Genomic DNA, 26,009 nt, shown 5'->3' with positions numbered 1-26,009 from the left:
TCGTTTCACGGTCGCACGACCGCTCATGTCTGCATGTCAGTCAAGCCGCTCTCGCGCCTTCACACAAGATCGTCGCCAGCGAGGAATTGGCTCGTAAGGATAAAATCTTATAGGAAAGCTGGTTAATCCCTCTGCCTGATCTCTTCTATCCTGATGATCTGACTCAAAGCCTGCACCGGCTTGCTAGTCTTTCAGGACGTGAGCGCTTTTACTCGCCGGAACGTCACATGCTGCCATTTGGCGCGACGGCCGAGGGCATTGGTGGTCTCATGCCTAAGTAAGGCGACACCCCTTCAAGCAGCGAGTTGTTCGGCTCCTGACAACGTCGGGTCTGTCGGCCTCAGGGCCTACGGCGGGAGAGATTCCGTTGCTCAGGAGCATGCGATGCGGTTGGCTGTAACGACATATGAGTGGTCTAGTCACGATTTTGGCGGTGAGGTGAATCCGACCGACATCCCCGAGGTTATCCTGCTGATTCCGCGCCGCTTCCGTGACGAGCGGGGGTGGTTCTCGGAAACCTACAGCGTGCGTTCCTGTCCCCAAGCCTTGAGCCGCACGGCTTTCGTTCAGGACAATCAGGTCTTTTCCGCAGCGCGAGGGACTCTGCGCGGTCTGCACTTTCAACGTCCGCCTCAGTCTCAAGCGAAGCTGGTCCGCGTTCTGCGTGGACGGATTTTCGACGTGGCCGTCGATCTCCGCGTCGGATCGTCTACCTACGGCCGCTGGGTCGGCGCAACGCTCACGGCGGAAGCGGGCGAGCAGTTGTTCGTGCCGCATGGTTTCGCCCATGGCTACTGTACCTTGGAGCCCGAAACGGAAGTCGCCTACAAGGTCGACAGCTTCTATACGCCGGATTGCGACGCGGGACTGGCCTGGGACGATCCTTCCCTCGATATCACTTGGCCTATCCGGACGGAGGAGGTTGTTCTCTCCGGCAGGGATAGAGATTTGCCGACCTTTGCGAACTTCGTGTCACCTTTTCGCTACGAGCCCGCTGAGACGCCGGTCTGACCCACACAATCCCTGTTCGAGTTTCCTTCATGCCCGCTATTTCGCCCGCAAAGCGCATTATCGTCACCGGAGGTGCCGGCTTCATCGGCTCAGCAGTAGTGCGCCACCTCATTGCCGAGACGGACCATCAGGTGCTCGTCCTCGACAAGCTGACCTATGCCGGCAGCCTGGACTCGCTTAGGCCCGTTGCGAACAACCCCCGCTATCGGTTTGTGCAGGCTGACATCCTTGACGCCTTGAAGGTGCAGGATGTCTTCGCCTCCTACCAACCCGACATCGTCATGCATCTGGCTGCCGAGAGCCACGTCGACCGCTCCATCGACGGGCCTGGCGCCTTCATCCAGACAAACGTGATGGGTACCTACACCCTGCTGCAGTCGGCCTTGGCCTATTGGCTGGGCCTGTCCGGCTCGCGGAAGGCGGACTTTCGCTTCCACCACATATCCACGGACGAGGTATTCGGCTCGCTGGGCGCGGAAGGATACTTCACGGAAAGCACGGCTTATGACCCGCGCTCGCCTTACTCCGCCTCCAAGGCGGCCTCGGATCATCTGGTCCGCGCTTGGCATCACACCTTCGGTTTCCCTGTGGGGATCAGCAACTGCTCCAACAATTACGGTCCTTACCACTTCCCCGAAAAGCTGATTCCACTCGTCATCCTCAACGCCCTCGAGGGCAAGCCGCTGCCCGTCTACGGCGACGGATCGAACATCCGGGACTGGCTCTACGTGGAGGACCACGCCCGGGCGCTCGTACTGATCGCCGAGAGAGGCCGGGTGGGTGAAAGCTATAACGTCGGCGGCCACAATGAGAAGACGAATCTGGAGGTGGTGCGGGCGATCTGCGCTGTTCTGGACGAGATCGCTCCCGATCCGCGCATCGGGCGGCGGGAGGAACTGATCACCTTCGTCAGGGATCGGCCAGGGCACGACAGGCGCTACGCCATCGACCCATCCAAGATCGGGCGGGAGCTGGGTTGGGCCCCGCAGGAGACCTTCGAAACGGGCCTCGCCAAGACCGTGCGCTGGTATCTCGCCAACCCCTCATGGTGGAAGCGCATCCGCTCCAGTGTCTATTGCGGCGAGAGGCTGGGAGCGCGTGCATGATCCTCCGCTTCGAGTACAGAGCATAATCGTGATTGGGAGTGATACATGGAGCGCAAGGGCATAATCCTGGCGGGAGGCTCGGGCACGCGGCTACATCCTCTCACTCTTGTGACGTCGAAGCAGTTGCTTCCGATCTACGACAAGCCGATGATCTATTATCCCCTGACCTCCCTCATGCTGGCGGGTATCAGGGACATACTGATCATCACCACGCCTGAAGACCAAGGCGCGTTCAAGCGGCTTCTGGGCACAGGCCGACAATGGGGCGTGCGTTTCGAGTACGCAATCCAGCCCAGTCCCGATGGATTGGCGCAGGCCTTTCTCATCGGGGAGGACTTTGTCGAGGGGCATCCCTCCTGCCTGATTCTGGGAGACAATCTCATCTATGGTCACGGGCTGTCCGAGGTCTTAAAGCGGGCCGGCACGCAGCGGGAAGGGGCGACGGTGTTCGGCTACCAGGTCGAGGATCCCGAGCGCTACGGCATCGTCGACTTCGACAGCGAGGGGCGCGTAACGTCGATTGAGGAAAAGCCGGATCGGCCGAAATCCCGCTGGGCCGTGATCGGGCTCTATTTCTATGACGAACAGGTGGTGAAGCTAACCAGGACGCTGACGCCGTCGCAGCGTGGGGAGCTCGAGATCACGGATCTCAACAATCTCTACCTTCGCCAGGGACAGCTGCGCGTCAAGCAGCTCGGGCGCGGCTATACTTGGCTGGATGCGGGAACGCACGAGTCGCTTCTCGAGGCTTCCGAGTTCGTTCACATCCTGCAATCCCGTCAGGGTCAGCTCATCGCGTCTCCGGAAGAGATCGCTTATCGCGAGCGCTGGATCGACAGGGCCGCCTTCGAGGATGCGGCCACCAGTCTTGCCAAGACCCGCTACGGACGCTCACTCCTGGCGCAGCTTCGCACGAACGAACTCTGATCCAGCGGAGTGCCGGTCTGAAAAGAGGCAAGACTTCGGCGCAAGGACAGTGGCTCAGGGAATGGACTCTCAGCGACATCTTCCAGAGGCGATGCATTCTTACCAACATGCGCTCATAGTGCGGACCCAGAGGTCTGCGTCCGTGACTCGCAAGGCCGCGTCAGCGAGAAGTGGATCCGGTTTTGCTAGCGCGGCCCTTCGGGTCTGCGTCCGACGGTGTGCTATCTGTCAGGGTAAGCATCGGCTCAATCCTAAAAGTGGATTCCACTTTTCGCGAGCGAGGTACTAGCGCAGGTAAGACCTGCCTGGAGCAGCTGCGCGGGATGACATTCAGCAACTTGGCTTTGTCAGCAGTGGCGAGAGCGGCGAAGCCACGGCCGTACCTGGTCGGACCCGGAATGCAGTCAATCTGGACGTCCTGGATCGAATTTTCTTATCTGTCGGGTGGTCATAACCATCTGAATGGCACGCCTAAGGTGTTTCAGATCATGCTCTAGGCGAACCAGCCGCGCGACTAATTCAGTACCGGTGAGCTGTTGCGGGGGCGCTTCCTTAGCACTGCCGTCGTCACCAGAATCTCTCCATAAGATGTTTCTCAGTTCTATGAGCGACATCTGGCCTATGCCGGGGACTGCCATCCAAGTATGCAAAGGAACGCTCACCATCTCCTGAACGGTTGGGCGCCGCCCCTGAAACTCGGCTAAAAGTGCCGCCCGCAACCGTGGCGAACAAAGCTCGATTGGGAAGGGGTCCGATCTCTGCAAGTCGTCCTCATTGATAAGATTAAGAGGACACCACTGTAGCTACAGAGCTTATCTTTACTAGGAGTCTTATCCTGAATAGCGCTCAGTCAGGCCTTTAGGGTACCCATGGGGAGTCCTCCAAGGGCTTGGCTCTGCAGTAACTTCGCTCGGCGCACATGCCACCGACCAATTCCATTCCTGGGGCCACAAACCCGAGGTGGCGGGTACGGCCGAGAAGATTGTGTAAGCTCCTGCGCCTGAGGCTTGGATGCGCCTGTCGGCGGGCGATGACACGAGGGAAGCGTGCCTGGGTGCTGTCAAGTTGGCAACGGTCCAGGACCTATGGCAGGGATTGGACATGAGCACGAAGTTGAACCGCGCCGAGTTTTCCGGAGGCGGATTGGCTTGGATTTCACGCTGCCATCTGCATGACCTCAAGCTGAGCCTAAATCAGCGCTCGCAGGTCGGCCTCGCGGGTGGCGTGCTCGTAGGAGGTCGGTAGGGCGATCGGCACCTAATGATCTTCACGAAGCTGGTGTAACATAGGGCAGTGTCGATCCTCGTGAGGAGGCGCGCGATGGAGGACAACGTTTGGCGTCCGGCGCATCTCACGCCGGAGCAAATGGAGGAGCGACGTCTGGCGGCCGCGAGGCTGTTGCGGCGGGGGCGGTTGTCCCGGGCCGAGGTCGCCCGGCAACTTGGGGTCAGTCGGGCCAGTGTCTCCCGTTGGACGGCCACGCTGGCTCAGCAGGGCCGGCGCGGATTAGCCGCCCGAGCCAGAACAGGACGAGCGCCCCGGCTTGATGAGAAGACCTGGGCCTATCTGGGTCGGCTGCTGGATCGGGGTGCGGTGGCAGCAGGCTTTGCGACCGAGCGCTGGACCCTCAAACGCATCACCACCCTGATCGAGCGCGAGTTCGGAGTGCATTACCATCCGCGCTATCTGGAGCGGCCTCTCAAGGCCCATGGCTTCAGCGTGCAGCGTGCGGCCACCCGGGGCAAGGAGCGCGACGAGCTTGTCATCGCGATCTGGCCCAAGCGGGATTGGGTGGCGATTCAAAAAGGCCCAGCGGGAGCACCGGACCTTTCTCCTCTGGGACGAGACGGGCCACAGCTTCCGCGCCCGACCGGGCACGACCTGGGCGCGGCGCGGAGTCACCCCGGTGCTCCAGCGGGTGAGCAAGCGACGGGCGGCTTTACGCTCGCCACTTTCGCTCCAGCATCTCAAGTGCCACGGTGATCCTGGTCCTGCGGTATTTCCGTCGCAGGCTCGGCACGCCCCTGCTGGTGGTCTGGGGTCGGCTCAACGCTCATCGGTCACAGGCCACCCCAGCCTTCATCGCGGCCCAGCCGCAGGACTTCGCAGTGGCCTACCTGCCGGCCTATGCGCCCGAGCTCAATCCCGAGGAGCAGTGCAATGCCCCCGTCAAGCGCGCCATGGAGAATGCGCTGCCTGGATCAGTCGCCGATCTCCACCGTCTGGCGCGCCGCGAGTTTTGCCGTTTGCGGCGCCGCCCCGCGATGATCGTCAGCTTCTTTCGGCACGCAGGCCTCTCCGTCACAGGACACTCGTGAAGATCATTAGCCGCCAAGAACGCCTATCCCGTCGCCTCCGCCGCGCCTGCTCCGATGGATGAGAGCTCCGCAGCCCCGGTAGGGCTCCGTAGAACCCTGAGACATTTCAAACTGGTTGCAACAATGCAGTGTAGATCATGTCACGCACGCAGCGTCGGTAGCACGAAAGAGACATTCACAAGGCGGCTGCACCGGTTACTATATCTGGCATGACAACCAGAGCCTTCTTTCGGTGCGCCGCATGGCTGCTTGTCCTCGCCATTGCCGTCTTCACCTTTGCACCGATTGAGCTTCGGCCAGTCTCCGGCGCTCCCGTCAGTCTGGAGCGCTTTGCAGCCTTTACGCTAATCGGCGCTTGCTTTGGCCTCGGCTATCCTACACACCGACTTTCCATTCTCCTGGTGGTGATCGGGATCGTTGGAGGGCTCGAGATGGCCCAACACCTGGTGCCGAGCCGCCATGGCCGCCTTCCAGATGGCTTGGTGAAGGCCGCGGGCGCTCTTCTTGGACTGGCTGGCGTTATGATCGGTGAACGAAGCAAGACAGATCGATGAAGGCGCTTCCGTGAACGTATTTGCGCCGGCAGAAGTTACGTCTCTTGTAAGATATGCTGATCCTCGGAGTGGAGGCCGTTGTGACCATTGCCTACTTTGTCACCCACCCTGAAGTGGTCGTTGACCTGGGTACCCCCGTGCCTCAGTGGCATTTATCGGACAAAGGGATCCACCGCATGCGGACCTTTGCCTCATTAGCCGATCTAGCCAAACTCTCTGCCATCTGGGCCAGCACCGAAACCAAAGCTATTGAGGCGGCCGGGATCCTAGCGGGCCACTTTGGACTGCCGGTGGGCATCCACCATGCGCTGCATGAGAATGACCGCAGCGCGACTGGGTTTATTCCGCCGCCAGAGTTTGAAGAGATGGCAGATGCCTTTTTCGCAAGACCAGAAGAGAGCGTGCGCGGATGGGAGCGTGCTGTTGATGCACAAAATCGTGTCGCAGCCGCCGTGGACGACATCCTTCAGGGGTTCTTGGGCGATAGCATCGCATTTGTAGCGCATGGCGGCGTTGGCACACTGCTGCTCTGCAAGTATCTCATGCGACCGATCTCCCGTTATATGGATCAACCTTTCCAAGGCCACTTTTGGGCCTTTGAGGTCGCGACCCGCCGCGTTATCCATCCATGGCGTTCGATTGCGCCTCGCTGAGACGAGCAGTCCCATAAACAGTCTTCCGCGAGGATGTGACGCCGCCTTGTTGCACGAATGTGCGTTGGCGCCTGGATCTGGATGCCATAGGAAGGCTGTGCCCTCCTGACCAAAGATCTCCGCCATGCCCCTCACGGCCAATGCCGCGCGCCGTCACCGCATCCCCAAGCAGCGGCATCGGGTGACAAATTGGGCCGAGTACGATGCTGCCTTGCGCCAGAGGGGCAGTCTGACCGCCTGGTTCTCTGCGCAAGGCCATCGTCGCACTGGCCCGGCGCCTGGCCATCGTCATGCATCGGAGGTGGAGCGATGGGACAGAGTTCCGCTGGTCCAGAGATGATGCCAAGGCGTGTGTCTGATCCGATGGCGAGGCCTAAACGATAGAGAGAGCATTACAAGTTCCACCCGCCGGTGGACAGATGTCCTTCGCGGGACGAGGGATGAAGCAAGGGCGTGCCGGGACTTGGTCGGGCGTGTCATCACTTTCAAACCGCTGTTTAGATTGCCCGCTTCATTCTCCTGATCCCATGCTGGGACGGCTCGAGAGCCGATCCCGAAGGGAAGCAGGGCCTCGCGAAGAACATTGAACACTGGGGGGTGGACAGCTCGGAAGGCGCTTGACTTCAACTCGCCGAAAAATAGAGAAGTCCCGGCATTTGGGGGAGCGGGTCGAGCCTGAAGCGTTGAGGCCCGCTTGACTATGCTGTATCGCTCGACGGACTGCCTCGGGCGTTGTGGCGCTCCCATGGAACACTTGGCCCATAGCGCATCCCTCCATTCCGGCGATAAGAATGCACCATCAAGCCCCGGGATCAAACAGCTCTCGCCCTCGCTTCAGGCTTGCGATGGAACCTATGGCCCCGTTTGTGCGCAAAGATTTCCTGAGCGAGGGCCTTTTCCGTCTCCCGAAGCGCGCTTATGGAAACTTCGATTCGTTTCAGCGCAGAACTAGGGAGTTATGCAAGCGGTCAACATACTCGCGAAACTCACGCATGAACGTCACGGCCAGTGCAGAGGTCGGATGCTGATGTGATCGCAATGAGACGAAGCCGGAATCAATAAACGGTATGAATGGCTTCGCCACGACTCCCTTGTCCAGAAATTCAGCTGCCGAGTAGGGATCGACCAAGCAGATGCCGCCGCCTTCTGCGACCAGCAGGCAAGCGATGTGGGACAAGGGGGTCTCAAGCGAGATCGTGCGTGGAATATCGGCGAGAGCCATATCGATCCGAGTTCGAAAGAAAGTCCCTGGTCCGATCCCCACGAAACGCTCGCCTTTGAGATCCGCGGGCTTGATGGATCGGCGCCGGGCCAACGGGTGGTCTTTTTGCATGACGGCAACGGCCGCGACCGGAATGGTCTCGATCTCGAGTCCGGCCCGATCGAGCGGACTATCCGCATAGCCAAAGTCGGCCTGACCGCTTGCGACGGCATCGAGAACAAGATGGGAGGGAGCCCCGCTGACCGTAATATGGACATCCGGCCGCTGAACCGAAAACCGGGCGACAAAGCGGGTGAGAATGCTTCCGGCCAAAGCCGGCATCGCGGCGATCCGAAGCGAACCGGCGGTCTGCGCCCGAAGTGCCTGAGCGAATGCCCCGATCCGTGCCAATCCGACAAAGGACCGCTCAACCTCCTCGAGCAGCGCAGTCGCCTCGGCTGTCGGCACGACGTGGTTGCCGCGCCTCTGGAATAGGATCAGGCCGGTCGATTCCTCCAGGCTTCGGATCAGCCGGCTGACGGCCGGTTGGGTGACGAAGAGTGCCTCGGAAGCACTCGTGATGCTGCCGGTGAGCATGACCGCACGGAACGCTTCGATCTGACGAGAACTGATTTCCATAAGGCTCCAGCGCAGCATAACTTCAGGACATGCCAGTCATATTAAATCTGATTTGACCTCATAGAAAGAGCTGCCCGATTGTTGCGCTGCCGCTTCGGCAGGCATAGAGGCGGCTACCGCCGAGACAAAAGTTCAAACGAGGGAATGAGGACATGAGCACGTTGAAAGTTCTGGGCGCCGTTCTCGGCTTGGCCGTCGCAGCGAGTGGAGCGGTGGCGCAGGAGAAGACGGTCAAAATAGCCACCGAGGGCGCCTATGCTCCCTGGAACTTCACGAGCCCAGGTGGCAAGCTCGAAGGCTTCGAGATCGATCTGGCCAACGACCTCTGTGCCCGCATGAAGGTGAGGTGCGAGATCGTGGCGCAGGACTGGGACGGCATCATCCCGGCGCTCCAGGCCAAGAAGTACGACGCCATCATGGCCGGCATGAGCATCACGCCGAAGCGCGAGGAGGTGATGAGCTTCTCCCGTCCATATGCCCTTCCAATCAATACCTTTGCCGTCGGTGCCACCGGAGATCTTGCCAAGCTGCCGGGCGACGGCAAGAGGATCAACCTGACAGCGGACGAGGACGCCGGCAAGGCGGCAATCGCTGCGATGGCGCCCGCCCTGAAAGGCAAAACTCTTGGGGTTCAGGGTTCCACAACTGCCTCGGCCTTTGCCGATCAGTACCTCAAAGGGCTGGTCGAGATCCGCGAGTACAAAACCACCGAGCAGCACGACCTCGACCTTGTTGCTGGCCGCATCGATGCCGTCCTGGCGAACATGACGGTTCTGACCGCGACAATCGCCAAGCCAGAAATGAAAGATATGAAGCTTGCTGGTCCCACTCTCCTCGGCGGCCCCTTTGGGCCCGGCATCGGCGTCGGCCTCCGCAAGGAGGACACGGACCTGAAGAAGATGTTTGATGAGGCCATTGCAGCTGCCTCTGCCGACGGCACGATCAAGGCGCTCAGCATGAAGTGGTTCAAGGTCGACATCGCGCCCTGAGCCTAAGATCCATCGTAACGGCGGGGAGGCCCCGGGCGCGCCTCGTCTTCAGTGAACAGGACGGCATGACGCATCACCAATCAGACCAAGAGCCCGATGTTGCCATCGTCGGCGGAGGCCTCATGGGAGCCTGCGTGGCATGGGGATTGGCGCGACGGGGACTGCGGGTCTGCGTCCTAGACGAGGGCGATATCGCCTTGCGGGCCTCGCGGGCGAACTTCGCCCTCATCTGGGTGCAGGGCAAGGGAATCGGCTTTCCAGCCTATGCGGCCTGGACCAAGGCCGCGGCGGAGGCTTGGCCCCGGCTGGCCGCGGAGCTCCGATCCGAGACGGGCATCAATGTCGGCCTCGACCAGCCAGGCGGGTTCACGCTTTGCCTGTCGGACCGCGAGCTGCAGGCGAATGTCGACCTGATGGTGCGACTGCATAGCCAGACCGACGCGGTGATCTATCCCTATGAAGTCATGGATCATCGGCAGACGAAGGCCCGGCTGCCTGCCATCGGACCCGATGTGAGTGGCTCGATCTATTGTCCTCTCGACGGGCATGTGAATTCGCTGCGCCTGTTCCGTGCCCTGCATGCCGCGATGAAGGCACGCAGCGTTGACTACCGGGCGGATCACGCGGTCACCGCTATCGAACCGCGTGCCGGCGGCTTCGCACTGAACGGCGCTTGGGGCACCGTAAGAGCTCCAAAGGTCGTCCTCGCAGCAGGGTTGGGCAACGCGCGTCTGGCGCCGATGGTCGGGCTTGAGGCGCTCATGAAGCCGAGCCGGGGACAGATCATTGTCACCGAGAAGGCCACTCCCTTCCTGCGCTATCCGGTTGTCACGGTTCGTCAGACCGACGAAGGAGGCGTTATGATTGGCGACAGCGAGGAGGCGGATGGCTCAAGCCTCAGGATCGATCATTCCATCTCCTCCGTCATGGCCGACAGGGCCATCCGGATGTTTCCCCTGCTCGGTGATCTGAATGTCGTTAGGACCTGGTCGGCCTTCCGCGTCATGACGCCGGACGGCTCCCCTATCTACGAGCAATCGGAAACCTGCCCTGGCGCCTACGTCGCCATGGCGCATTCAGGCGTCACCTTGGCTCCTCAGCATGCCTTCTCGCTGGCAGACTACATCGCCACAGGGACGATCCCGAAGGAAGTTGCTGTCTTCTCGACCAGGAGGTTCCGTGTTCCGGCGTCTGTCTGATCGCGCTTCGGGCGAAGTCACCTTCACTTTCGACGGGCTTCCAGTTAGGGCGTCCGCTGGCGACAGCGTCGCTGCAGCGCTGCTGGCGGCAGGCGTCCGTGCCTGCCGCACGACACCCGTCTCGGGAGCACCGCGGGGACCCTATTGCATGATGGGCGTGTGCTTCGAGTGCCTGGTCAGGATTGACGGCATGGACAACCGCCAGGGATGTCTCGTGCCGGTGCAGGAGGGAATGAGGGTGGAGACCCAGCACGGCGCGCGAGCTCTGACAACGGAGCCCGCCCAATGACGGAGGGTATGGTCCGTAGAGGACACGGGATTGCGGATCTGGCGGATGAATACGACGTGATCGTCGTCGGGGCCGGGCCTGCGGGTCTGTCGGCGGCAACAATGCTTGCGAGGTTCAAGGCACGGACGCTTCTCGTCGACGAGAATCAGACACCCGGAGGCCAGATCTACCGCGCTATCACCCTGGCGCAGTCGGCAGACCGCCGCAGACTGGGCGAGGATTACTGGCGCGGGCGCGGCATCGCCGAGGATTTTCTCAATTCGGAGGCTGAGTATGCGCCGGCAACGACCGCGTGGAGCATCCAATCCGTACAAGACGACGCTGAACGAATCGTCGGTCAGGAAGTGGGGCTCTCCTCGACCGGAATGGCGCGTCTCATCCGCGCAAAGCAGGTGGTGCTCGCCACGGGAGCCCTGGAGCGTCCCTTCCCGATCCCGGGTTGGACTCTTCCGGGCGTCATGACCGCGGGAGCTGCCCAGATCGCCCTGAAGACCTCCGGCCTCGTCCCCAGTGGAAAGGTCGTGATCGCGGGAACGGGTCCGCTGCTTTATCTCCTCGCGGCGCAGTTGATCGAAGCAGGCGCAAGGGTGTCGACCGTCCTCGACACGACGCCGAGGGAGAACTGGCTTCGGGCCTTTCGACATGCCCCGGGCTTTCTCGTCTCGCCCTATCTCGCCAAGGGGTTGAAGCTGCTCAGAACGGTGCAACGCCGCACCCGTGTAATTCGATGGGTTTCCGAATTGGCAGCGGAGGGCGAGGGAGGATTGAGGGAAGTCGTCTGGAGGGCTGGAGGCTGCGAGCACCGGCTGCCCGCGGATCTCCTTCTGCTCCACCAAGGCGTGGTCCCTAACGTCAATTTCTCGAATGCCGCCGGATGCGCTCACGAATGGGACGAGGCTCAGCTCACGTTCCGGCCGCAGATTGACGAATGGTATGGAAGCTCGGTTGCCGGTCTCTCCCTTGCGGGCGACGGGGCTGGAATCAGGGGAGCCGAGGCAGCGGCGATCCAGGGGCGAATCGCAGGGCTGGGCTGCGCCTCCCGTCTTGGTCTCGTCGCACCGGCCGAGCGTGATCGACTTGCTGTTCCGCTCCGGAGGTCCCTAGCACGGGCCATGCGGGGCAGGCGGTTTCTCGATGAGTTGTACCGGCCTGGCAAGGAGTTCCGGGTGCCGCAAGACCCAGACACCATCGTGTGCCGCTGTGAAGAGATCTCAGCCGGACAGATCCGGACGTCCGTGAGCGCAGGCGCAGGCGGTCCGAACCAGATGAAGGTGTTTCTCCGGTGCGGCATGGGTCCATGCCAGGGCAGGCTCTGTGGGCTGACAGTGACCGAATTGATCGCAGACGAGCGTAGCAAGCATCCATGCGAGATCGGGTTCTACCGGCTGCGGTTCCCGATCAAGCCATTGAGGCTGCGCGAACTCGCCGCCCTGCCGCAAACACAAACAGCGAAAGTCGCCGTTCTGGCCGACCTCGCCGATACGCACCATTCCGCAGACTGGAACGAAAGGAAGCCTCAGTGACGGAACGCCATATTCAAACGCCGATCATGCATCGTGTTGTCGTGCACAACGACCTGGTCTTCGTCGGCGGAACGGTCGCGGACGACCTGTCGGTTGGTCTCGAGGGGCAGACTGAACAAATCCTCGCCAAGTTCGACCAGTACCTGAGCGCCGCTGGCACGGACAAATCCCGCTTGCTGTCCGCGACGATCTTCCTGACGGATCTCAACCTCAAGCCGGAGATGGATGCCGCCTGGAAACGGTGGCTGGCTCCCAAGGACTTTCCGGCCCGCGCCACTGTTGGCGTTGCGGATCTTGGCGAAGATACTCTTGTCGAGATCATGATCACGGCAGCCCGCTGAGCCAGGACCAGCACCTCTACCGAAAGGACGTTCTCACGGGGCGACAGGCCCCAAACTTCGGGCCGCTGATCGTCAGCGGCCCTTTGTTTTGATCGAATCTTGCGCCCTCCTAAACTCCGTACACCTCGCAGCGTGCATCCTACACGCCAGCTTATAGGGAGCTGTCAGCCCGCAAGAGAGAATGCTCCTACAGCTATAGTTCTATAATGTTAATTATGTGCAATGATATCTCATTTATAAAACTTGTCATGAGAACCGGCCGCACGATCCTACGGGTATCGGACCATAAAGCCAATTACATGCCGAGGAGGATATTGGCCGTGATCGGTAAGGTGATATTGACGCAGAACTCCCAAGGAGCTGGATCCTCGGATCAGTATCTTGGCTAACCTCTCGCAATCGCACCTCGACCGCGAGCCTCCCATTAGCGGTTGTCACGTGCTAGACGGCCGTGCCGCCGATTGCAGCTGATCGTAAGTGACAGACGCGGGGAAGAAGTCTTGGACTACGAAAAGTTTGTGAATGCCATGCGAAAGGACCAAGTTGTCCAACATATGGGGGAAACAAGCTCCAGCCTCTGGATGGAATGTTTCGGCAGATGGACTGGTCGATTCCCAGCTTTGACTCTGGTTCGCAATTTCACTTCACCGGGCAAGATCTCCATGCAGGGCCAGCCAGTAAGTTCCTGCGGATGCATCAGGAATGGCTTGCCAAGGGACAGGTTCGGCTTCCTTTTCCAGATGTCGTCTTCCTTCTCGAGAGACCTGATTTGCATCTCTTGATCAGAGCGCAGGAGAACGACGATGAATCCATCGTTCTGGCGCCGTTTTGTCGTCCAAAGAATAATGATCCGGGACCGCATCGTCCCAAGTATGGCGGACCGATCAGTCGCAGCCCGATCGCGATCCGGTTCAGCCGACATGCTAAGATCGACCACCTCAACGGCTACATGCCCGACTTCCAATTGACGGTCGAGGAAGGTGCGGTTACCGGTTTACCCACGGACTACCTTCCTTGGGTAAGAGGCATCATTTCCGACGCGCTCCTATGCTCGTTCGCGCTAGCCGTCGCCAAGCCCGACGATAACTGCTCTGTGTTTGCCGACTCCGGAACGCCTGACCTGGCATCCGCAAACAAAAGGCGGGCCCGCGCAGGGCCAGACCCGGTTCCGGCAACCAAGACGCTGACCATTCGTTTTACGGGTGGGACACGTCTTTGGCACTTGGCTCAAAGACGTTGCCAGGGCCTGGACACGGCGCGCCTATAGTGAACCGCGTCGAGCGCAGCCGGACGGTAGGCTCTTACTAAGCCTGGATCAATCCGACTGGCTTCGCGCGCATATACGCCTCGTCCGGGACAGGTATGTGGTCCATTCCGGAGAGGTGAGCGACAAAGAAACTCAGATTGTCTCTGGAATGCTGAAAACGTCCTGCAACGTCCTGCCGGAATCCAGCTGGCGCTTCCATTCTTCCTCCATCCGCGTGCGCTTCGACCCGGCCTCAAGCAGCGGCGGGGCCTCCTCCACCGGGATGATGGCAAGACCGTCGTTGTCCCCCAGCACGATATCGCCGGGCTTGGTCGGAACGCCACCGAATACGATCGGGCCATTGACCGAGCCTCGCTCCTTGGAGAGCGGGCCTCGCGCCGTGTTCCCAAGGCAGTAGACGGGAAAGTCGTCCCATGACGCGAGAGTGTCGATATCTCGGACGGCGCCATTCACCACGAGGCCGGAAATTTTCTTCTGTCGCGCAAAGCCGGAGAGCAACTCGCCCACATAGGCGGTTTCGACGCTTCCGCCGGCGTCAATAACGACAACGTCACCCGCCTCGGCGATGTCGATGGCGTGCAGAGCCGGCCCGAAATCAGCGCGCTCGCACCACGCCGTGATCGCCCGCCCCACCATTCGCCGGCCAAGGGGAAACGGACGAAGCGGTCTGATCCGAGGATCAACAATGATCCGGCCATTCGTGATGTCGGATATGATGGTCACCGGAACCTCAGCCCATTCCTGCAATGCGGCAGCTTCCAGATGGTTTAGGGTCTTCGTATAGATTCGCGTCGGCATGAAAGCCTCTCGTTCATAATCTGCGGGCGAAGTTGGAGATCGGGAGCTGACCAGCAAGGAATGCGCTCGGTTGCCCTCAGTGATTGGGGGACCGGGATGTCAGCAGCTGCCCTAATGCGCTGACCCCGCGGACAATCACCTCGTCCGCCTGCGTGGAATAGCTGAAGCGCGCATGGTTTACCCTCTGCTCGAGCGGAAAGAAGGTCGCGCCGGGCACGTAGGCGACCTTCGCCTCCGGTAGGGCGTGGTCCGCCATGAACCGCGTCGTATCGAAACCCTCTGGAAAAGTCAGCCAGGTGAACAGGCCGCCGCTCGGATCTGTAAAGGATACATTCTGCGGGAATGTGCGCCGGATGGTGTCGAGCATGAGATCCTTCTTGCGTCGATAGGTCTCGCGAATGGTCTTGATATGAGCGTCGATGTCATATCGCTCGAGGTACAGCGATGCGATAGACATATTGAGCGTGCTGCACTGCGTATCCGCGGCCAGCTTCAGCAGTCCGAGCTGCTGGGTGAGTTCTTCCGACGCGACAGCCCAACCTAAACGCAGACCCGGCGCGAGGATTTTGGAGAAGCTGCCGAGAAAGATCACTCGTCCTTCCGTGTCGAAGCTCTTGATGGGCGGGATAGGGGTCCCCTGATAGCGAAGCTCTCGATAAGGGCTGTCTTCGAGGACCATCAGGTCGTAACGATTGGCGAGCTCGATGAGACGCTTGCGCCGCTCCAGGCTCATCGTCACCCCTGTGGGGTTCTGAAAGTCCGGCACGGTATAAAGGAGCTTGGCGCCCGGGTTTCGCTGCAGCGTCAGCTCGAGCTCGTCCATGTCCATTCCGTCCTGGTCCATCCTCACCGTGGCATAGGCCGGCTCGTAGGGATTGAAGGCAATGAGCGCTCCCAGGAAGGTCGGGTTCTCGGTGATGATGACATTGCCCTTGTCGATCAACATCTTCGCAACCAAGTCCAGCCCCTGCTGGGCGCCCTGCAGAATGAGGATGTTGTCCTCGGCGCAGGGGATCGAATCGCGCGTCATGCGTTCGGCGATCTGTTGACGCAAGCGTGGAATGCCGTTCGATACGGTGTACTGCAGGGTGTCTCGGCCGCTGACGGCGACGGCCTCGTGGACAATCCCTTCCAACTCCGTAATCGGGAAGAGCGAGGCGTCCGGATACCCGCCGCCGAAGGAGATCACTCGGGGATCCGCGCCCAGCCTCAAGAGATCACGGATGGCATTGGGCTTCATCACATCCATACGACGGGCCAGTCTCACGTCCATATCGGTCAGTCCAGTTCTTATGAAGCGTAAAGTGTACCCGCGCGACCGCCGTCCGTTTCTGTCGGGACCGCATAAAGGTGTCCGGCCGGTCAAATGGCGATGCGGGAAAGAAAGACGGCGTGGCGGATGCCGTATCCGCCACGCCGATCAACCTATTTCATCTCAGTGATGACTTCGTAGTCGCTGCCCGAAACCTTGAAGAGGCCGTACGAGCCGGGCACGTCACCACGCTCATCGAAGTTGACGCTGCCAGAAGCGCCTTTGTAATCGATCTCCTTGCCGGCGGCGATGAGCTCCTTCGCCTTCTTCCATTCACCCGGCATGATAGGCTCGCCCTTGCCGCTGGTGACGGCCCGCAGGGATTGGGGCAGCTTCGTCTTGTCGCCGCCAGCCTTTTCAATCGCGAGGGCGAGCAGGAACACGGCGTCGAACGAGGGCGCCACATAGCTTCCGTTGACATCTCCGCCAGCCTTGCTGAAGGCGGCATTGAAAATGTCGAGAGCCTGCGATTTCGCGGGGATCGGCGCCGAGGCGATGAAGGTCGAAAGGTTTTCGGCGCCGAACGCCTTGATTGGAGCCGAGGTCTTCATACCCTCCGCGCCGACGAAGTTCTTGAAGAAGCCGTTCTCGATCGCCTCGCGCAGGATGGTCAAGCCCGATGTGTCACCGTAGTCGAGGAGGACGAGCGTATCGGCTCCGCCCTTTGCAAGTTCGGCCAGGTCGGAGCGGTACGACGACTTGCTCTCCTCGTGGCCGGCGAAAGCCGTGATCTTGCCGCCTTTGGCCTCGAACTCCTTCTTGAAGGCGGCCGCAATGCCTTTGCCGTAGTCGTTGTTGATAAACGACACCGCCACCGTCTGGGTCCCACGCGACAAGAGTGTCCTCGCCAGTGCCTGGCCCTGGTATTCGTCCGAAGGGACGGTTCGGAAAACGAGATCGTTGTCCTTGAGCGTCGTGATCTCCGGGGAAGTCGCGGCGGGCGAGATCAGGAGAACACCGGCCGGGATCGTGGCGGAGTTCGCCGCCGCAAGGAGGGCTCCCGAGCACATGGGGCCAGCGATGCCGATCACGCGGGACACGTTGACGAGCTTGGTCGCCGCATCGGCAGCCACCTGCGGCTTGCACCCGGAATCGGCTACGTTGCCGACGAGCTTCTGTCCGTTCAGGATGCCACCCTGGTCGTTCACCTGTTTGACCGCGAACTCGTACGACTTGATGATTTCGGGGGCCATGGCGGCAGCGCCGCCGGTGATGCCGGCGAGAAGGCCAATGTTGACCTGGGCCAGGGCCGGGGTCGCCAGCGCGCATGTCCCGAGCAGCCATGCGGCAAGTCCGAGAGATTTGAGTTTCATAGAATTCCTCCACCTGTGTTGTCCGAACCGCCCTTCAGGTTCTGTGGCGTATTCAGATTTCTTTGTGCGGGGCCTGTATCCTTGCTCCGTGACCTGTTGGTGAGAGCGCCCCTTCGGATAGGGGAGCCCTACGCAGTTTTTCCGGCAACAGGCCCTCTGGCCGGAAACGAAGAACAATCTGCAGAAGAAGGCCGATCAGGAACATCCGGCCGTACTTGGCCTTCAGTGCAAACTCTGCCGGAAGCTGATCGGTTACGATCTCGGAGGCTGACCAAATGATCCAGACGATCACGGCCCCGAGCAGCACGCCGCGGTTGTTGCCCGAGCCTCCCAGAATAACCATGATCCACACCAGGAAGGTCACGAGCATGGGATCGATCGCATCGGGAGTAATCGTGCGGGCAAGGTGCACGTAGAGCCCGCCTGCGAGCCCCATGAGCGCCGAGCCGAGCATGAAAGCTTCGAGACGCCGCACGGGAACGTTCTTGCCCATGGCGACGGCGGCCCGTTCGTTGTCGCGGATGGCGCGCATCATCCGCCCCCAGGGCGCATGCGCCTGACGTTCGATCAGCAGGTAGACCACGATCAGGATCAGCCCGACGATGGCGAGATACGCCAGTTGCGCCTGGGCATAGGGGAGGTCGCCGAGAGGCCGGGGCACCCCCGTGATGCCTCGGGCGGAATTCGTCAGCCAGTCCTCCGTCTTCGCGACGAGGCGGATGGCTTCCGCGACGCCGATCGTGACGATGGCCAAGTAGTCCGAACGGAACCGAAGACAAATCTTGCCGACCGGCCATGCGATGAGGCCCGAGACGATCATGGCGCCTGCAAGCCCGAACGGGAACGGAAGATCGAAACCGCCGAGGCGGCCGGCGGCCTCGGACGTCGTCAGAATCGCAGAGGTATAGGCTCCGACGGCGAAGAAGCCCGCCAGGCCGGCATTGAAGAGTCCGGCATAGCCCCACTGAATGTTCAATCCGATGGCCAGGCATCCGTAGATGCACATGAAGATCATCAGATAGACGGGGTAGATGGTGAAAGAGAGCCAGTCCATGCCCCGTCCTACAGAATTTTGCCGCGGAAAAGCCCGGTCGGGCGCAAGAGCAGCACGACCAGAAGGATCGCAAACGAGCTCAGCATCTTGTATTCGCTGGGGATCACCAGAACCGATAGTTCCTCGGTCACTCCGACCACGAGTCCCCCGACGATAGCGCCTTCGATCCTGCCGACACCGCCCAGGATCGCGGCCGCAAAGGTGGGCAGCAGGATGTTCCAGCCCATCAGGGATCTCAGCTCGGTGTTCAGGCCGAGGAAGAAGCCCGATGCGGCGCACAGACCACCCGCGATGACCCAGGTCATCGCGATGACCTTGTTGTTGTCGATGCCCGAGAGCAAGGCGAGATCCGGGTTGTCGGACATGGCCCGCATGGCCTTGCCCCATTTGTTCCGAGTGAGGAAAAGGTGAAGCGCGATGACGAGCCCGATGACCACGAGGAGCGTCACGAGCTCATGCGGCTTCACGCGGATCCCGAACCAGTTCTCCGGCCGGGAGATTCCTCGCGTGTAGCTCGTCGTGTCGACCCCCCATATAATCTGGACGACGGACCGAAGCATCAGCGCGACGCCGAAGGAGGCGATGGTCGTGATGATTTTGGGCATTCGCCGCAGATGAGCGTAAAACAGCCAGTCGATAGCAATCGCCAGGAGCGCTGCGACGACGACGGCCACGGGCAGGGCCGCATAAGGCGAAAGGCCGAGAAGCCCCGCGACGAAGAGCGCCGTGAAGGCGCCGAAGGTCGCCAGATCGCCATGGGCGAAATGCCCATACCGCATGATGGCGTAGATCAGCGTGATCCCGATCGCGCCGAGAGCATAGATGGAGCCTTGAACGACGCCAGGCAGCAGAAAGAAATTGACGAAGCTGAAGATGTCCATTCTGTCCGTAGCCTATCCACCCAGGAACATTTCGGCGATGTGACGATCGGCTAGGAGCGCCGGTCCCGAACCTTCATGACGGTTGCGGCCGGCGGCGAGCACGTAACCCCGGTCTGAAAATGCAAGTGCCTGTTTCGCATGCTGCTCAACGAGGAGGATCGCAACGCCCGCAGCACGGACATCCCGACAGATCTTGAAAATCTGCTCCATGTATTTGGGAGAGAGACCGGCAGTCGGCTCATCCAGGAGCAGCACCTTCGGATCGAGCATGAGCGCTCGCCCCATCGCGACCATCTGGCGTTGTCCTCCAGAGAGGCTCCCGGCGATAGTTTTGCGCTTTGCCTTGAGATCGGGAAAGAGAGCGTAGACCCGGTCGAGTGAAGCCGAGAAGTCACCCTTTCGGAGAAAGGCGCCCATCTCGAAATTCTCGTGCACGGTCATCTCGCCAAAGATGTTCTGGACCTGCGGCACATAGCACACGCCCGCGTTGACGATCCGGTTCGGCGACCAACCCGTGATGTCCCTACCGCCAACCGTGATCGTCCCGGAGCGGATGTTGAGAAGCCCGAAAATGGACTTCATGGCCGTCGACTTGCCGGCGCCGTTTGGGCCGACGATGGCGACGATCTCGCCTTCCGCGACCTCCATGGACACATCATAGAGGATATCCGCCTCGCCATATCCGGCCCGGATACTTTTCATCTTCAACAGCGCGCTCATGCGGATGCACCCGACGTTTCTCCGAGATAGGCTTCGAGGACCCGGGGGTCCGAGCGGACTGAGTGGAAATCACCCTCGATGAGAACTTGCCCGTCCGCCATGCAGATCACGGGATCGCACAGGCGCTCGATCATTTCCATGTCGTGTTCGATGAGAATGAACGTGTAGTTGCGCTCCCTGTGCAGCAGAGCGATCTTTTCCTCCAGCTTCCGGAGCAGGGTGCGATTGACGCCCGCGGCTGGCTCGTCGAGAAGAACCAGTTTCGCATCGGTCATCATTGTTCGGCCGAGCTCCAGGAGCTTCTTCTGGCCACCGGATATCTGCCCGGCGCGCTCGTGAGCGATATGGGTCAGCTCGAGAAACTCCAGCGTGCTCCAGGCGCGGTGCAGGGTTTCGGATTCCGCCCTTTTCACGGCACCGAAGTCCAGCCAGTTCCGGAAGAGCGACTCGCCCGGCTGCGCGGGAGCAACCACCATCAGGTTCTCGAGGACCGACATCAGGTGGAACTCATGCGGGATCTGGAACGTGCGCACCAAGCCCTTGTGGAACCTCCGGTCCGGACTGAGTGCGGTAATGTCCTCTCCACGATAAAGAATGCGACCGGATTTCGGATGAAGCGCGCCCGCGATCAGGTTGAAGAGCGTCGTCTTCCCGGCGCCATTGGGGCCGATCAGCCCGGTGATCGATCCCTCTACAATAGAGAGGGAGCAGTTATCGATGGCCCGGAAGAGATTGAAGTCAAGCGTCAGGTTCTCGCACGACAAGATCATCGTCGAACTCATCGGACGACCAACGGATGTGCATCGAATGAACCGTTCCCGACAACATAGCCGGGAGCGGAGTCCATGGAACAGCCTGTCTGAACAGCCTCGTACGGCAATGAAAACCGCTGTCGTTTGAAGTTATGGCGCGGAGCGTGCCGCATGATCATGAAACTGTATCGCCCTTGAACCTGCTCGCCCCACCACGTGATTCAAATCTGCACATGAGGGCTTGTGTTGCCGCCGAAGCTATCAGCTTGGATGCATCGCGCTTTTTTGAGATGGTCATGTTTTGCATGGGCGGGCCATTCGCATAGGCACGCGCTGCCTCTATCCACCCTGATGCCGCAGGCTCAATCACATCCGGGTCCCATACTCTGCACAGGATAGCAATCTTGTCACAGGATGTTGAGTTGCATTCCTGAGAGATGCCATCTGCAGACCAGGCTCGCCTGCCCACGGCGTCCGTTGTCCGGTCCAGCTTCGAAACACGATATTTCGTCGAGAGTTATCTTGATTTGCGTATGTTGCGGAGTTGGGACGTTTCGCATATCAATCCTGCCAGAACGACCGAAGATGTGATTTTGTAATGGAATGACATCGCGCCGTTCGGACCCGATCCGGTAGAGTTCAAGCCGAGGCTTAATGCGCAATGTCGGATGTCGTGTGGAGCAGTTATTCGGATTTCTATCAGCGATCCCGATACTCGATCTTCCCGCAAGAACATCGCCGCTCTCAGGGACGGCTCGATTTCCGGATGATCCTCGTCGACCAGGGACCCCACAACTTCAGTGATCCGGTCCTGTTCGAGACGGTGCTTGCCCTCCCGTTGAGCGTTGAGAAGCAATGCAACTGGGGGTGGACTATAGGCGAGCGCCGCTTTCGTCAGAAGGCGGAGCCAGGCCGCATGCTCGTGGTACCCGCAGAAACAGAGAGCAAGTGGGAGGTGGACGGGAACCGCAAGATCTTAGTTCTCGCGGTTCCGAACGATACCATTCGCGGCGTGCTAGGCCCTGCGTGCCCGCGGCGCATCGGCGAGGCTTTTCGGACGCTTTCCGAGCAGACGTGGGCGGACCCGTTGATCGAGGTTCTCATGAGCCGTCTGTGGGAGAGTGCGGCAGGAGCTGAGGCCGCAGACAATTACCTGGCCGACGGCCTGCTGATGTCGATCGTATCGCAGATGCTGATCAGGGCCGGAACTGAACTGGAACCGAACACGGCCGTGGCTCTGCCACGGTGGCGCTTGAAGCGGGTCAAGCAATTCGTCGACCGCAACCTCGACAAGGATATCACCCTGGACGATCTGGCAGCGGTCGCAGGGCTCAGCCGCAGGCATTTCTCACGCAGCTTCCGTCAGGAGCTCGGCGAGGCGCCGTTCCGGTGGCTGATGCAGCAGAGATTGGGCAAGGCGAAGCAGCAACTCACAGACAGTGACGCCTCCCTGTCCGAGATCGCCGAATGCTGCGGATTTTCAAGTCAGAGCCATCTCACCACCGCCCTGAAGCAGGCTACAGGCATGACGCCGCACCGGTGGCGCCAGCATACTCGTCAATAGCTTCGAGGCCGAAGGCGTCTGCACGATGGGCAGCCTGCGCTCGCCCATCGTGTATGAGGGAGGCGCGGTCCCGCAGCCGATCAAATCGACCACAGGGCTCCGCCGTCGCACGCGACCGCTTGCCCGGTGATGTAGCCTGCCCTTTCAGAGGAGAGAAACGCCGCAAGTGCAGCGAACTCCTCCGGCTGTCCGATCCGTCCCATTGGAATCGCCTTTGCGACCTTGTCCAAGTCGAGTTTGGCTTCGGCCAAGCGCTCCGTCATGGTGTACCCGGGCATGAGGGCGTTCACCGTAATGCCGCTTGCCGCAAATTCCCGACTGAGGGTCTTGGTCAGCCCGTGGAGGCCCGCACGCAACGCGTTCGAAATCGTGAAGTTTTCGATCGGTTCCTTCGCGGCGATGGAGGTGACGAGGAGAATGCGTCCCCATCTGCGTTCACGCATTCCCGGTATCGCGGCGCGGATCGCATCCGTCGTGCTCATGAACAGCCCCTCGAAGGATCGCCGCCAGTCGTCCGGTGAAATCCGCTCGAACGGCAGGGTTGGCGGCCCACCCGTATTCACGAGCAGAATGTCGAGGCCGCCCAGGGCGGTCATCGCCTCGTCCACGACCTGCTCCGCCGCACCAAGCAGCTGCAGGTCGCAGGGGAGGGCCGTCGCCCCGATGGCCTCGGCGGCCCTTCTCAGCCGCTCCTCGTTGCGTGCACAGACCGCGACCTGGGCTCCCTCGGCCGCGAGCTCCTTTGCGATCGCGAAACCAAGCCCCTTTGACGCTCCCATCACCAAGGCGCGTTTGCCCCTCAACCCGAAATCCATAGCGTAATCTCTCTCGTAATTTCGACATTGGGCGTCGAACGGTGCATTCAGGCTTCGAGTGACGAAGGCGGTCTCTGGGCCTATTTCCGTAACCCAGAGCCTCCCTGGCCGAGGACAAGCCGGCTCCCTGGCGTTGTTCCGCTCTAGCTGCCGCTGACTTCCACGCTTCCCAGTCCTGCCACGTCGAAGCGATAGGTGAAGGGCCCGGTCGGAAACCGGGTCGTGACGATGCTGCCGGTCATGACGATGTCGTTCTTGCGTAACTGACGGCCGTTGGCAGCGAGGTGGTTTGCAAGCCATGCGAGCGGCACGAAGGGATGTCCGAGCGCATCGGCGCCGTAGCCTCGCGCGAGCTCGGCTCCGTCTTGGTAGGCGATTCCTTCCAGAGTATTCAAGCGGGCAGGGGGAGGCGTAAACTCCCCTATGACGACCCCGGCATTCCAGGAGTTGTCGGCAACGAGCGTATTGATGTCGAGCATGCTGTAGTCGGCCTGGCGGTCGTCAACCAGTTCGATGGCCGCGGCAACCGCATCGATCGCCCCACCCACCTGCTCGGGCGTGAATGGCTCATCACGCGGATCCAAGTCTCGCCCCATACGAACGCAAATCTCGAACTCAAGGCCGAGGCGACCGTAGTCGGTCATCGACAGGCGGGCGCCGCTCTTGAACACTCGGTTGCTGAAGATCGTGCCGCAGATCGGCTGATCGATGCCGCACATCTGCTGCATGCGCTTGGACGTCAAGCCGATCTTGTACCCAGCTCGGGTATCGTCGCCGACGGTGGCGGCCACGTACGCGTCCTGCACGCGGTAGGCGTCCGACAGGCTACTGATTCCATCTAATTTGTGGAACTTCACTCCATCGCGGTGTTCGGCAACCAGTCGTTCTGCGATCACGCTCAATTGTTCGCTCAAGTCCTTACCCTCGCTGTGGGTGCCGTCTCAAGCAAACCCGGGCTCGACAGCATGCTCTGTGTGCGTTGCTCTAGGCGCATTCCGAGGAGTTGTGCGGCTCGCGGTTCGACAAGGCACTGGCGCGGGAGTTTAAGCCGCGAGATATGCTGATGGAAGGGGCAGGAAGGGCACTCTATAGGGACGATAGCCTTCCATGACGCTTTCCTGAAAACATGGCCTTCTGTTGAACTCGTCGGATCCGGGAAACGGCTTTCGAAAGCACCGTTTCCATGGGGACAGCTTGGGCTTATCGGTCGATCGGGGGAGGGAATCATTGCGAAAGGGTCGCGCGATTCGAGCGAATTGGCGCAGCCCTGCCGGCTTATCGCCGAGACGGCGTATCGCCCGAGCACAGGATCAAAGGTGCCCTGCCTGACACACAATGGAAGAAAGCCTCGTCTGTTCAAAGCCGTGGCTTCCCTGGGTGTTTCGAACCAAGTACGATCGTCCGAGCTCTTCCGGAAGCTATTTCGCACCAGGAGTGGGGCGCATGGCCCCATGTTCATCGCGCCGCAGAGGAGCACTCTGCTTGGGCAGTGGTGCTCCGGATGCGTCCGCAACAGTCACACCATACGGCCAGTCCGCCGGAGCGATTGCCACAAAGCGGGCGTAGCCACCCGTGCCCCCGAGCGGTTTGGCGAAACCGATCGAGATCAGGGCGCCTGCCTCCGGGACTTGATCGAGATTGGCGACGCCCTCGGCTTGGGTGAAGTGGTTGTGCATCAGCCATGCCTCCCCCTCGAGGGTTGGCGTCGTGTCGGTATCGAGGGGCTCATGACCATGGAAGAGGATCTTGCGCTCCAGATGCAGAAACTTCAGTGCATCAAGGCTCACGCCGGGGAATGGCTTATCGTTGAAATGCTTGGGGTTGTTCCAACGCTTGTACCAGTCTGAGCGGACCATGACGACGGCCCCTTCAGGAATGCGACCATGTCTGGTTTCCCAGTCGAGCACATCCTGGACCTGCATGTGATAGCCGGGATCGGCTTTCACTTTTTCCTGGATTGGAATGACGACCAAAGGGCGCACGGCAAAGGTTGGAGGCAGGTCGCTGATCGTCGCCCCGTATTCATCCCAGTGGGCAGGCGGATCAAGCTGGGTGCCGTACTGATCCGTTGTCAGCACATAGCTTGTCGCCACGAACCCGTGCTTGGCGTAGGTGTATTCCTCGCCGCGCTTTACATAGTCAGGAATGTCGGCACCCGCCGTTGTCGCCTTGAACTCAGCTTGCCCGAAACCGGGCCAAACCGGCTGCACGGGCGCGAAGGCATGGGTCAGGTCAATATGCTTGGCGCCCTTGGTGGCCTGCTCATACACCGACCAGAGCCCCTGATTTTGCGGCGGCTGCTGTGCGCTGACACTCGATGGGAGAAGAGAGGCCGTTATCAGTATGACAGCTGGCAAGCGCTTCGACACCATCGTTTACCCTCCTGTGCGAGACCTCGATCGCCAGTATATTTCTCGCGATACTCAAGGAAATTGCTAAGGTTCTTGTGGCTCCCTCATGGAGGATCGCTGTCACGACATGGCTCCCGGCTGAATTTCAGTAACATCTAAGCCACCTTGACCAATGAGGCGTGAACCGCGAGAAGGCCCGCTCCCTCCTCCCGAAGGGCCGCCTCTTCCTGAGGGCTGACGTTGATCACCGCCAGCCTTCAAAGTCCCGTTTCCTCGGGCGTCATGCGAGCAAGTTCTCTGGGGCCCCCCGAGAAGCTCCGTCCTTCTGCTGTTGCAGGTGAGTTGAACGAACTAGCAAAAGGTGTCGAGACAGCAGCGAAAGCAGCAGAGAGGCTCGGCAACCAGGGTCCGCTGCCGATCGTCGCCCTGTCG

At 60.6% G+C, this 26,009-nt stretch carries 25 protein-coding genes and 2 pseudogenes; 16 read left to right on the top strand and 11 right to left on the bottom strand.

Features of this window, described 5'->3' with window-relative positions:
• The first annotated feature begins 384 nt into the window (after positions 1-384).
• From rfbC to GR328_RS27600, 9 genes and pseudogenes are all read left to right on the top strand, one after another.
• A complete protein-coding gene (gene rfbC, locus GR328_RS20120) occupies positions 385-1,011 on the top strand; it encodes a dTDP-4-dehydrorhamnose 3,5-epimerase (protein ID WP_160887000.1) in 627 nt (208 codons plus the stop codon).
• A gap of 29 nt (positions 1,012-1,040) precedes the next feature.
• Complete coding sequence (rfbB, locus tag GR328_RS20115; RefSeq protein ID WP_160886998.1) at positions 1,041-2,117, top strand: dTDP-glucose 4,6-dehydratase; 1,077 nt, start codon at positions 1,041-1,043, stop codon at positions 2,115-2,117.
• Positions 2,118-2,162: 45 nt separating this feature from the next.
• Positions 2,163-3,044: a glucose-1-phosphate thymidylyltransferase RfbA gene (gene rfbA, locus GR328_RS20110; protein ID WP_160886996.1), complete on the top strand. Its 882-nt coding sequence runs from the start codon at positions 2,163-2,165 to the stop codon at positions 3,042-3,044.
• Positions 3,045-4,145: 1,101 nt separating this feature from the next.
• Entirely contained in the window at positions 4,146-4,289 is a 144-nt protein-coding gene (locus GR328_RS26920) for a hypothetical protein (RefSeq protein WP_205790168.1), read from the top strand.
• Between the two features lie 75 nt (positions 4,290-4,364).
• Positions 4,365-5,027: a winged helix-turn-helix domain-containing protein gene (locus GR328_RS20105; RefSeq protein WP_160886994.1), complete on the top strand. Its 663-nt coding sequence runs from the start codon at positions 4,365-4,367 to the stop codon at positions 5,025-5,027.
• Positions 5,024-5,362 carry a transposase gene (locus GR328_RS20100; RefSeq protein ID WP_160886992.1) on the top strand — a complete coding sequence of 113 codons (339 nt, stop codon included), beginning with the start codon at positions 5,024-5,026 and terminating at the stop codon, positions 5,360-5,362. Before GR328_RS20105 ends, GR328_RS20100 begins: the two co-directional genes overlap by 4 nt.
• A gap of 634 nt (positions 5,363-5,996) precedes the next feature.
• Positions 5,997-6,569 carry a histidine phosphatase family protein gene (locus GR328_RS20095; RefSeq protein ID WP_160886990.1) on the top strand — a complete coding sequence of 191 codons (573 nt, stop codon included), beginning with the start codon at positions 5,997-5,999 and terminating at the stop codon, positions 6,567-6,569.
• Between the two features lie 124 nt (positions 6,570-6,693).
• Positions 6,694-6,816: pseudogene (locus GR328_RS20090) on the top strand (IS5/IS1182 family transposase); the annotation flags it as partial.
• 1 nt (position 6,817) lies between these two features.
• A pseudogene (locus tag GR328_RS27600) lies at positions 6,818-6,928 on the top strand (IS110 family RNA-guided transposase); the annotation flags it as partial.
• Positions 6,929-7,506: 578 nt separating this feature from the next.
• On the opposite strand, the gene GR328_RS20085 reads toward GR328_RS27600, so the two are convergent.
• Entirely contained in the window at positions 7,507-8,427 is a 921-nt protein-coding gene (locus GR328_RS20085) for a LysR family transcriptional regulator (RefSeq protein WP_246215996.1), read from the bottom strand.
• Between the two features lie 134 nt (positions 8,428-8,561).
• Between GR328_RS20085 and GR328_RS20080 the strand changes: the two genes are divergently transcribed.
• The 6 genes from GR328_RS20080 (at position 8,562) to GR328_RS20055 (ending at position 14,017) form a co-directional block, all read left to right on the top strand.
• A complete protein-coding gene (locus GR328_RS20080; RefSeq protein ID WP_160886988.1) occupies positions 8,562-9,398 on the top strand; it encodes a transporter substrate-binding domain-containing protein in 837 nt (278 codons plus the stop codon).
• A gap of 65 nt (positions 9,399-9,463) precedes the next feature.
• Complete coding sequence (locus GR328_RS20075; protein ID WP_160886986.1) at positions 9,464-10,597, top strand: NAD(P)/FAD-dependent oxidoreductase; 1,134 nt, start codon at positions 9,464-9,466, stop codon at positions 10,595-10,597.
• On the top strand, positions 10,578-10,886 hold the full coding sequence (locus GR328_RS20070) for a 2Fe-2S iron-sulfur cluster-binding protein (protein WP_160886984.1): 309 nt from the start codon (positions 10,578-10,580) through the stop codon (positions 10,884-10,886). Before GR328_RS20075 ends, GR328_RS20070 begins: the two co-directional genes overlap by 20 nt.
• Positions 10,883-12,409: an NAD(P)/FAD-dependent oxidoreductase gene (locus tag GR328_RS20065; RefSeq protein WP_160886982.1), complete on the top strand. Its 1,527-nt coding sequence runs from the start codon at positions 10,883-10,885 to the stop codon at positions 12,407-12,409. Before GR328_RS20070 ends, GR328_RS20065 begins: the two co-directional genes overlap by 4 nt.
• Positions 12,406-12,750, top strand: coding sequence for a Rid family hydrolase (locus tag GR328_RS20060; RefSeq protein ID WP_160886981.1), 345 nt, complete (start codon positions 12,406-12,408; stop codon positions 12,748-12,750). Before GR328_RS20065 ends, GR328_RS20060 begins: the two co-directional genes overlap by 4 nt.
• A 598-nt stretch (positions 12,751-13,348) precedes the next feature.
• Positions 13,349-14,017: a hypothetical protein gene (locus GR328_RS20055; RefSeq protein ID WP_160886979.1), complete on the top strand. Its 669-nt coding sequence runs from the start codon at positions 13,349-13,351 to the stop codon at positions 14,015-14,017.
• 132 nt (positions 14,018-14,149) lie between these two features.
• Here the strand turns inward: GR328_RS20055 and GR328_RS20050 are convergent, their stop codons facing one another.
• From GR328_RS20050 to GR328_RS20020, 7 genes are all read right to left on the bottom strand, one after another.
• Positions 14,150-14,815: an RraA family protein gene (locus GR328_RS20050; protein ID WP_160886977.1), complete on the bottom strand. Its 666-nt coding sequence runs from the start codon at positions 14,813-14,815 to the stop codon at positions 14,150-14,152.
• Positions 14,816-14,891: 76 nt separating this feature from the next.
• Positions 14,892-16,004: an aminotransferase class I/II-fold pyridoxal phosphate-dependent enzyme gene (locus tag GR328_RS20045; protein WP_205790163.1), complete on the bottom strand. Its 1,113-nt coding sequence runs from the start codon at positions 16,002-16,004 to the stop codon at positions 14,892-14,894.
• A 236-nt stretch (positions 16,005-16,240) separates the two neighbouring features.
• Positions 16,241-17,440 (bottom strand): ABC transporter substrate-binding protein, encoded by a 1,200-nt coding sequence (locus GR328_RS20040; protein ID WP_160886975.1) that lies wholly within the window; start codon positions 17,438-17,440, stop codon positions 16,241-16,243.
• A gap of 52 nt (positions 17,441-17,492) precedes the next feature.
• Complete coding sequence (locus tag GR328_RS20035; protein WP_160886973.1) at positions 17,493-18,494, bottom strand: branched-chain amino acid ABC transporter permease; 1,002 nt, start codon at positions 18,492-18,494, stop codon at positions 17,493-17,495.
• An 8-nt stretch (positions 18,495-18,502) separates the two neighbouring features.
• A complete protein-coding gene (locus GR328_RS20030) occupies positions 18,503-19,375 on the bottom strand; it encodes a branched-chain amino acid ABC transporter permease (RefSeq protein ID WP_160886971.1) in 873 nt (290 codons plus the stop codon).
• Between the two features lie 12 nt (positions 19,376-19,387).
• Positions 19,388-20,095 carry an ABC transporter ATP-binding protein gene (locus GR328_RS20025; protein ID WP_160886969.1) on the bottom strand — a complete coding sequence of 236 codons (708 nt, stop codon included), beginning with the start codon at positions 20,093-20,095 and terminating at the stop codon, positions 19,388-19,390.
• Positions 20,092-20,862 (bottom strand): ABC transporter ATP-binding protein, encoded by a 771-nt coding sequence (locus tag GR328_RS20020; RefSeq protein ID WP_425487057.1) that lies wholly within the window; start codon positions 20,860-20,862, stop codon positions 20,092-20,094. Before GR328_RS20020 ends, GR328_RS20025 begins: the two co-directional genes overlap by 4 nt.
• 751 nt (positions 20,863-21,613) lie before the next feature.
• On the opposite strand from GR328_RS20020, the gene GR328_RS20015 reads away from it, so the two are divergent.
• Positions 21,614-22,411 (top strand): helix-turn-helix domain-containing protein, encoded by a 798-nt coding sequence (locus tag GR328_RS20015; protein WP_160886965.1) that lies wholly within the window; start codon positions 21,614-21,616, stop codon positions 22,409-22,411.
• Between the two features lie 80 nt (positions 22,412-22,491).
• On the opposite strand, the gene GR328_RS20010 is transcribed toward GR328_RS20015, so the two are convergent.
• From GR328_RS20010 to GR328_RS20000, 3 genes are all read right to left on the bottom strand, one after another.
• Positions 22,492-23,214 carry an SDR family oxidoreductase gene (locus GR328_RS20010; protein ID WP_246215995.1) on the bottom strand — a complete coding sequence of 241 codons (723 nt, stop codon included), beginning with the start codon at positions 23,212-23,214 and terminating at the stop codon, positions 22,492-22,494.
• Between the two features lie 155 nt (positions 23,215-23,369).
• A complete protein-coding gene (locus GR328_RS20005) occupies positions 23,370-24,140 on the bottom strand; it encodes a 2-keto-4-pentenoate hydratase (protein ID WP_160886961.1) in 771 nt (256 codons plus the stop codon).
• Positions 24,141-24,644: 504 nt separating this feature from the next.
• The gene (locus GR328_RS20000; RefSeq protein ID WP_160886959.1) at positions 24,645-25,598 is read right to left on the bottom strand and encodes a cyclase family protein; all 954 of its coding nucleotides are present in this window, start codon (positions 25,596-25,598) and stop codon (positions 24,645-24,647) included.
• Positions 25,599-26,009: the final 411 nt, after the last annotated feature.

It is taken from the genome of Microvirga makkahensis, assembly GCF_009830105.1.
In the GTDB taxonomy this organism is placed as follows: domain Bacteria; phylum Pseudomonadota; class Alphaproteobacteria; order Rhizobiales; family Beijerinckiaceae; genus Microvirga; species Microvirga makkahensis.
Note: the sequence above shows the minus strand (reverse complement) of the source record. Positions and strands in the feature narration are given on the sequence as shown.

Bases quoted from the DNA above. Each gene is read 5' to 3' on its own strand.
- GR328_RS20065 (WP_160886982.1), top strand. From the start codon at position 10,883: ATGACGGAGGGTATGGTCCGTAGAGGACACGGGATTGCGGATCTGGCG.
- GR328_RS20105 (WP_160886994.1), top strand. From the start codon at position 4,365: ATGGAGGACAACGTTTGGCGTCCGGCGCATCTCACGCCGGAGCAAATG.
- rfbA (WP_160886996.1), top strand. From the start codon at position 2,163: ATGGAGCGCAAGGGCATAATCCTGGCGGGAGGCTCGGGCACGCGGCTA.
- GR328_RS20055 (WP_160886979.1), top strand. From the start codon at position 13,349: ATGGACTGGTCGATTCCCAGCTTTGACTCTGGTTCGCAATTTCACTTC.
- GR328_RS20080 (WP_160886988.1), top strand. From the start codon at position 8,562: ATGAGCACGTTGAAAGTTCTGGGCGCCGTTCTCGGCTTGGCCGTCGCA.
- rfbB (WP_160886998.1), top strand. From the start codon at position 1,041: ATGCCCGCTATTTCGCCCGCAAAGCGCATTATCGTCACCGGAGGTGCC.
- GR328_RS20030 (WP_160886971.1), bottom strand. From the start codon at position 19,375: ATGGACATCTTCAGCTTCGTCAATTTCTTTCTGCTGCCTGGCGTCGTT.
- GR328_RS20025 (WP_160886969.1), bottom strand. From the start codon at position 20,095: ATGAGCGCGCTGTTGAAGATGAAAAGTATCCGGGCCGGATATGGCGAG.
- GR328_RS20015 (WP_160886965.1), top strand. From the start codon at position 21,614: ATGATCCTCGTCGACCAGGGACCCCACAACTTCAGTGATCCGGTCCTG.
- GR328_RS20050 (WP_160886977.1), bottom strand. From the start codon at position 14,815: ATGCCGACGCGAATCTATACGAAGACCCTAAACCATCTGGAAGCTGCC.
- GR328_RS20035 (WP_160886973.1), bottom strand. From the start codon at position 18,494: ATGGACTGGCTCTCTTTCACCATCTACCCCGTCTATCTGATGATCTTC.
- GR328_RS20000 (WP_160886959.1), bottom strand. From the start codon at position 25,598: ATGGTGTCGAAGCGCTTGCCAGCTGTCATACTGATAACGGCCTCTCTT.
- GR328_RS20075 (WP_160886986.1), top strand. From the start codon at position 9,464: ATGACGCATCACCAATCAGACCAAGAGCCCGATGTTGCCATCGTCGGC.
- GR328_RS20085 (WP_246215996.1), bottom strand. From the start codon at position 8,427: ATGCTGCGCTGGAGCCTTATGGAAATCAGTTCTCGTCAGATCGAAGCG.
- GR328_RS26920 (WP_205790168.1), top strand. From the start codon at position 4,146: ATGAGCACGAAGTTGAACCGCGCCGAGTTTTCCGGAGGCGGATTGGCT.
- rfbC (WP_160887000.1), top strand. From the start codon at position 385: ATGCGGTTGGCTGTAACGACATATGAGTGGTCTAGTCACGATTTTGGC.
- GR328_RS20040 (WP_160886975.1), bottom strand. From the start codon at position 17,440: ATGAAACTCAAATCTCTCGGACTTGCCGCATGGCTGCTCGGGACATGC.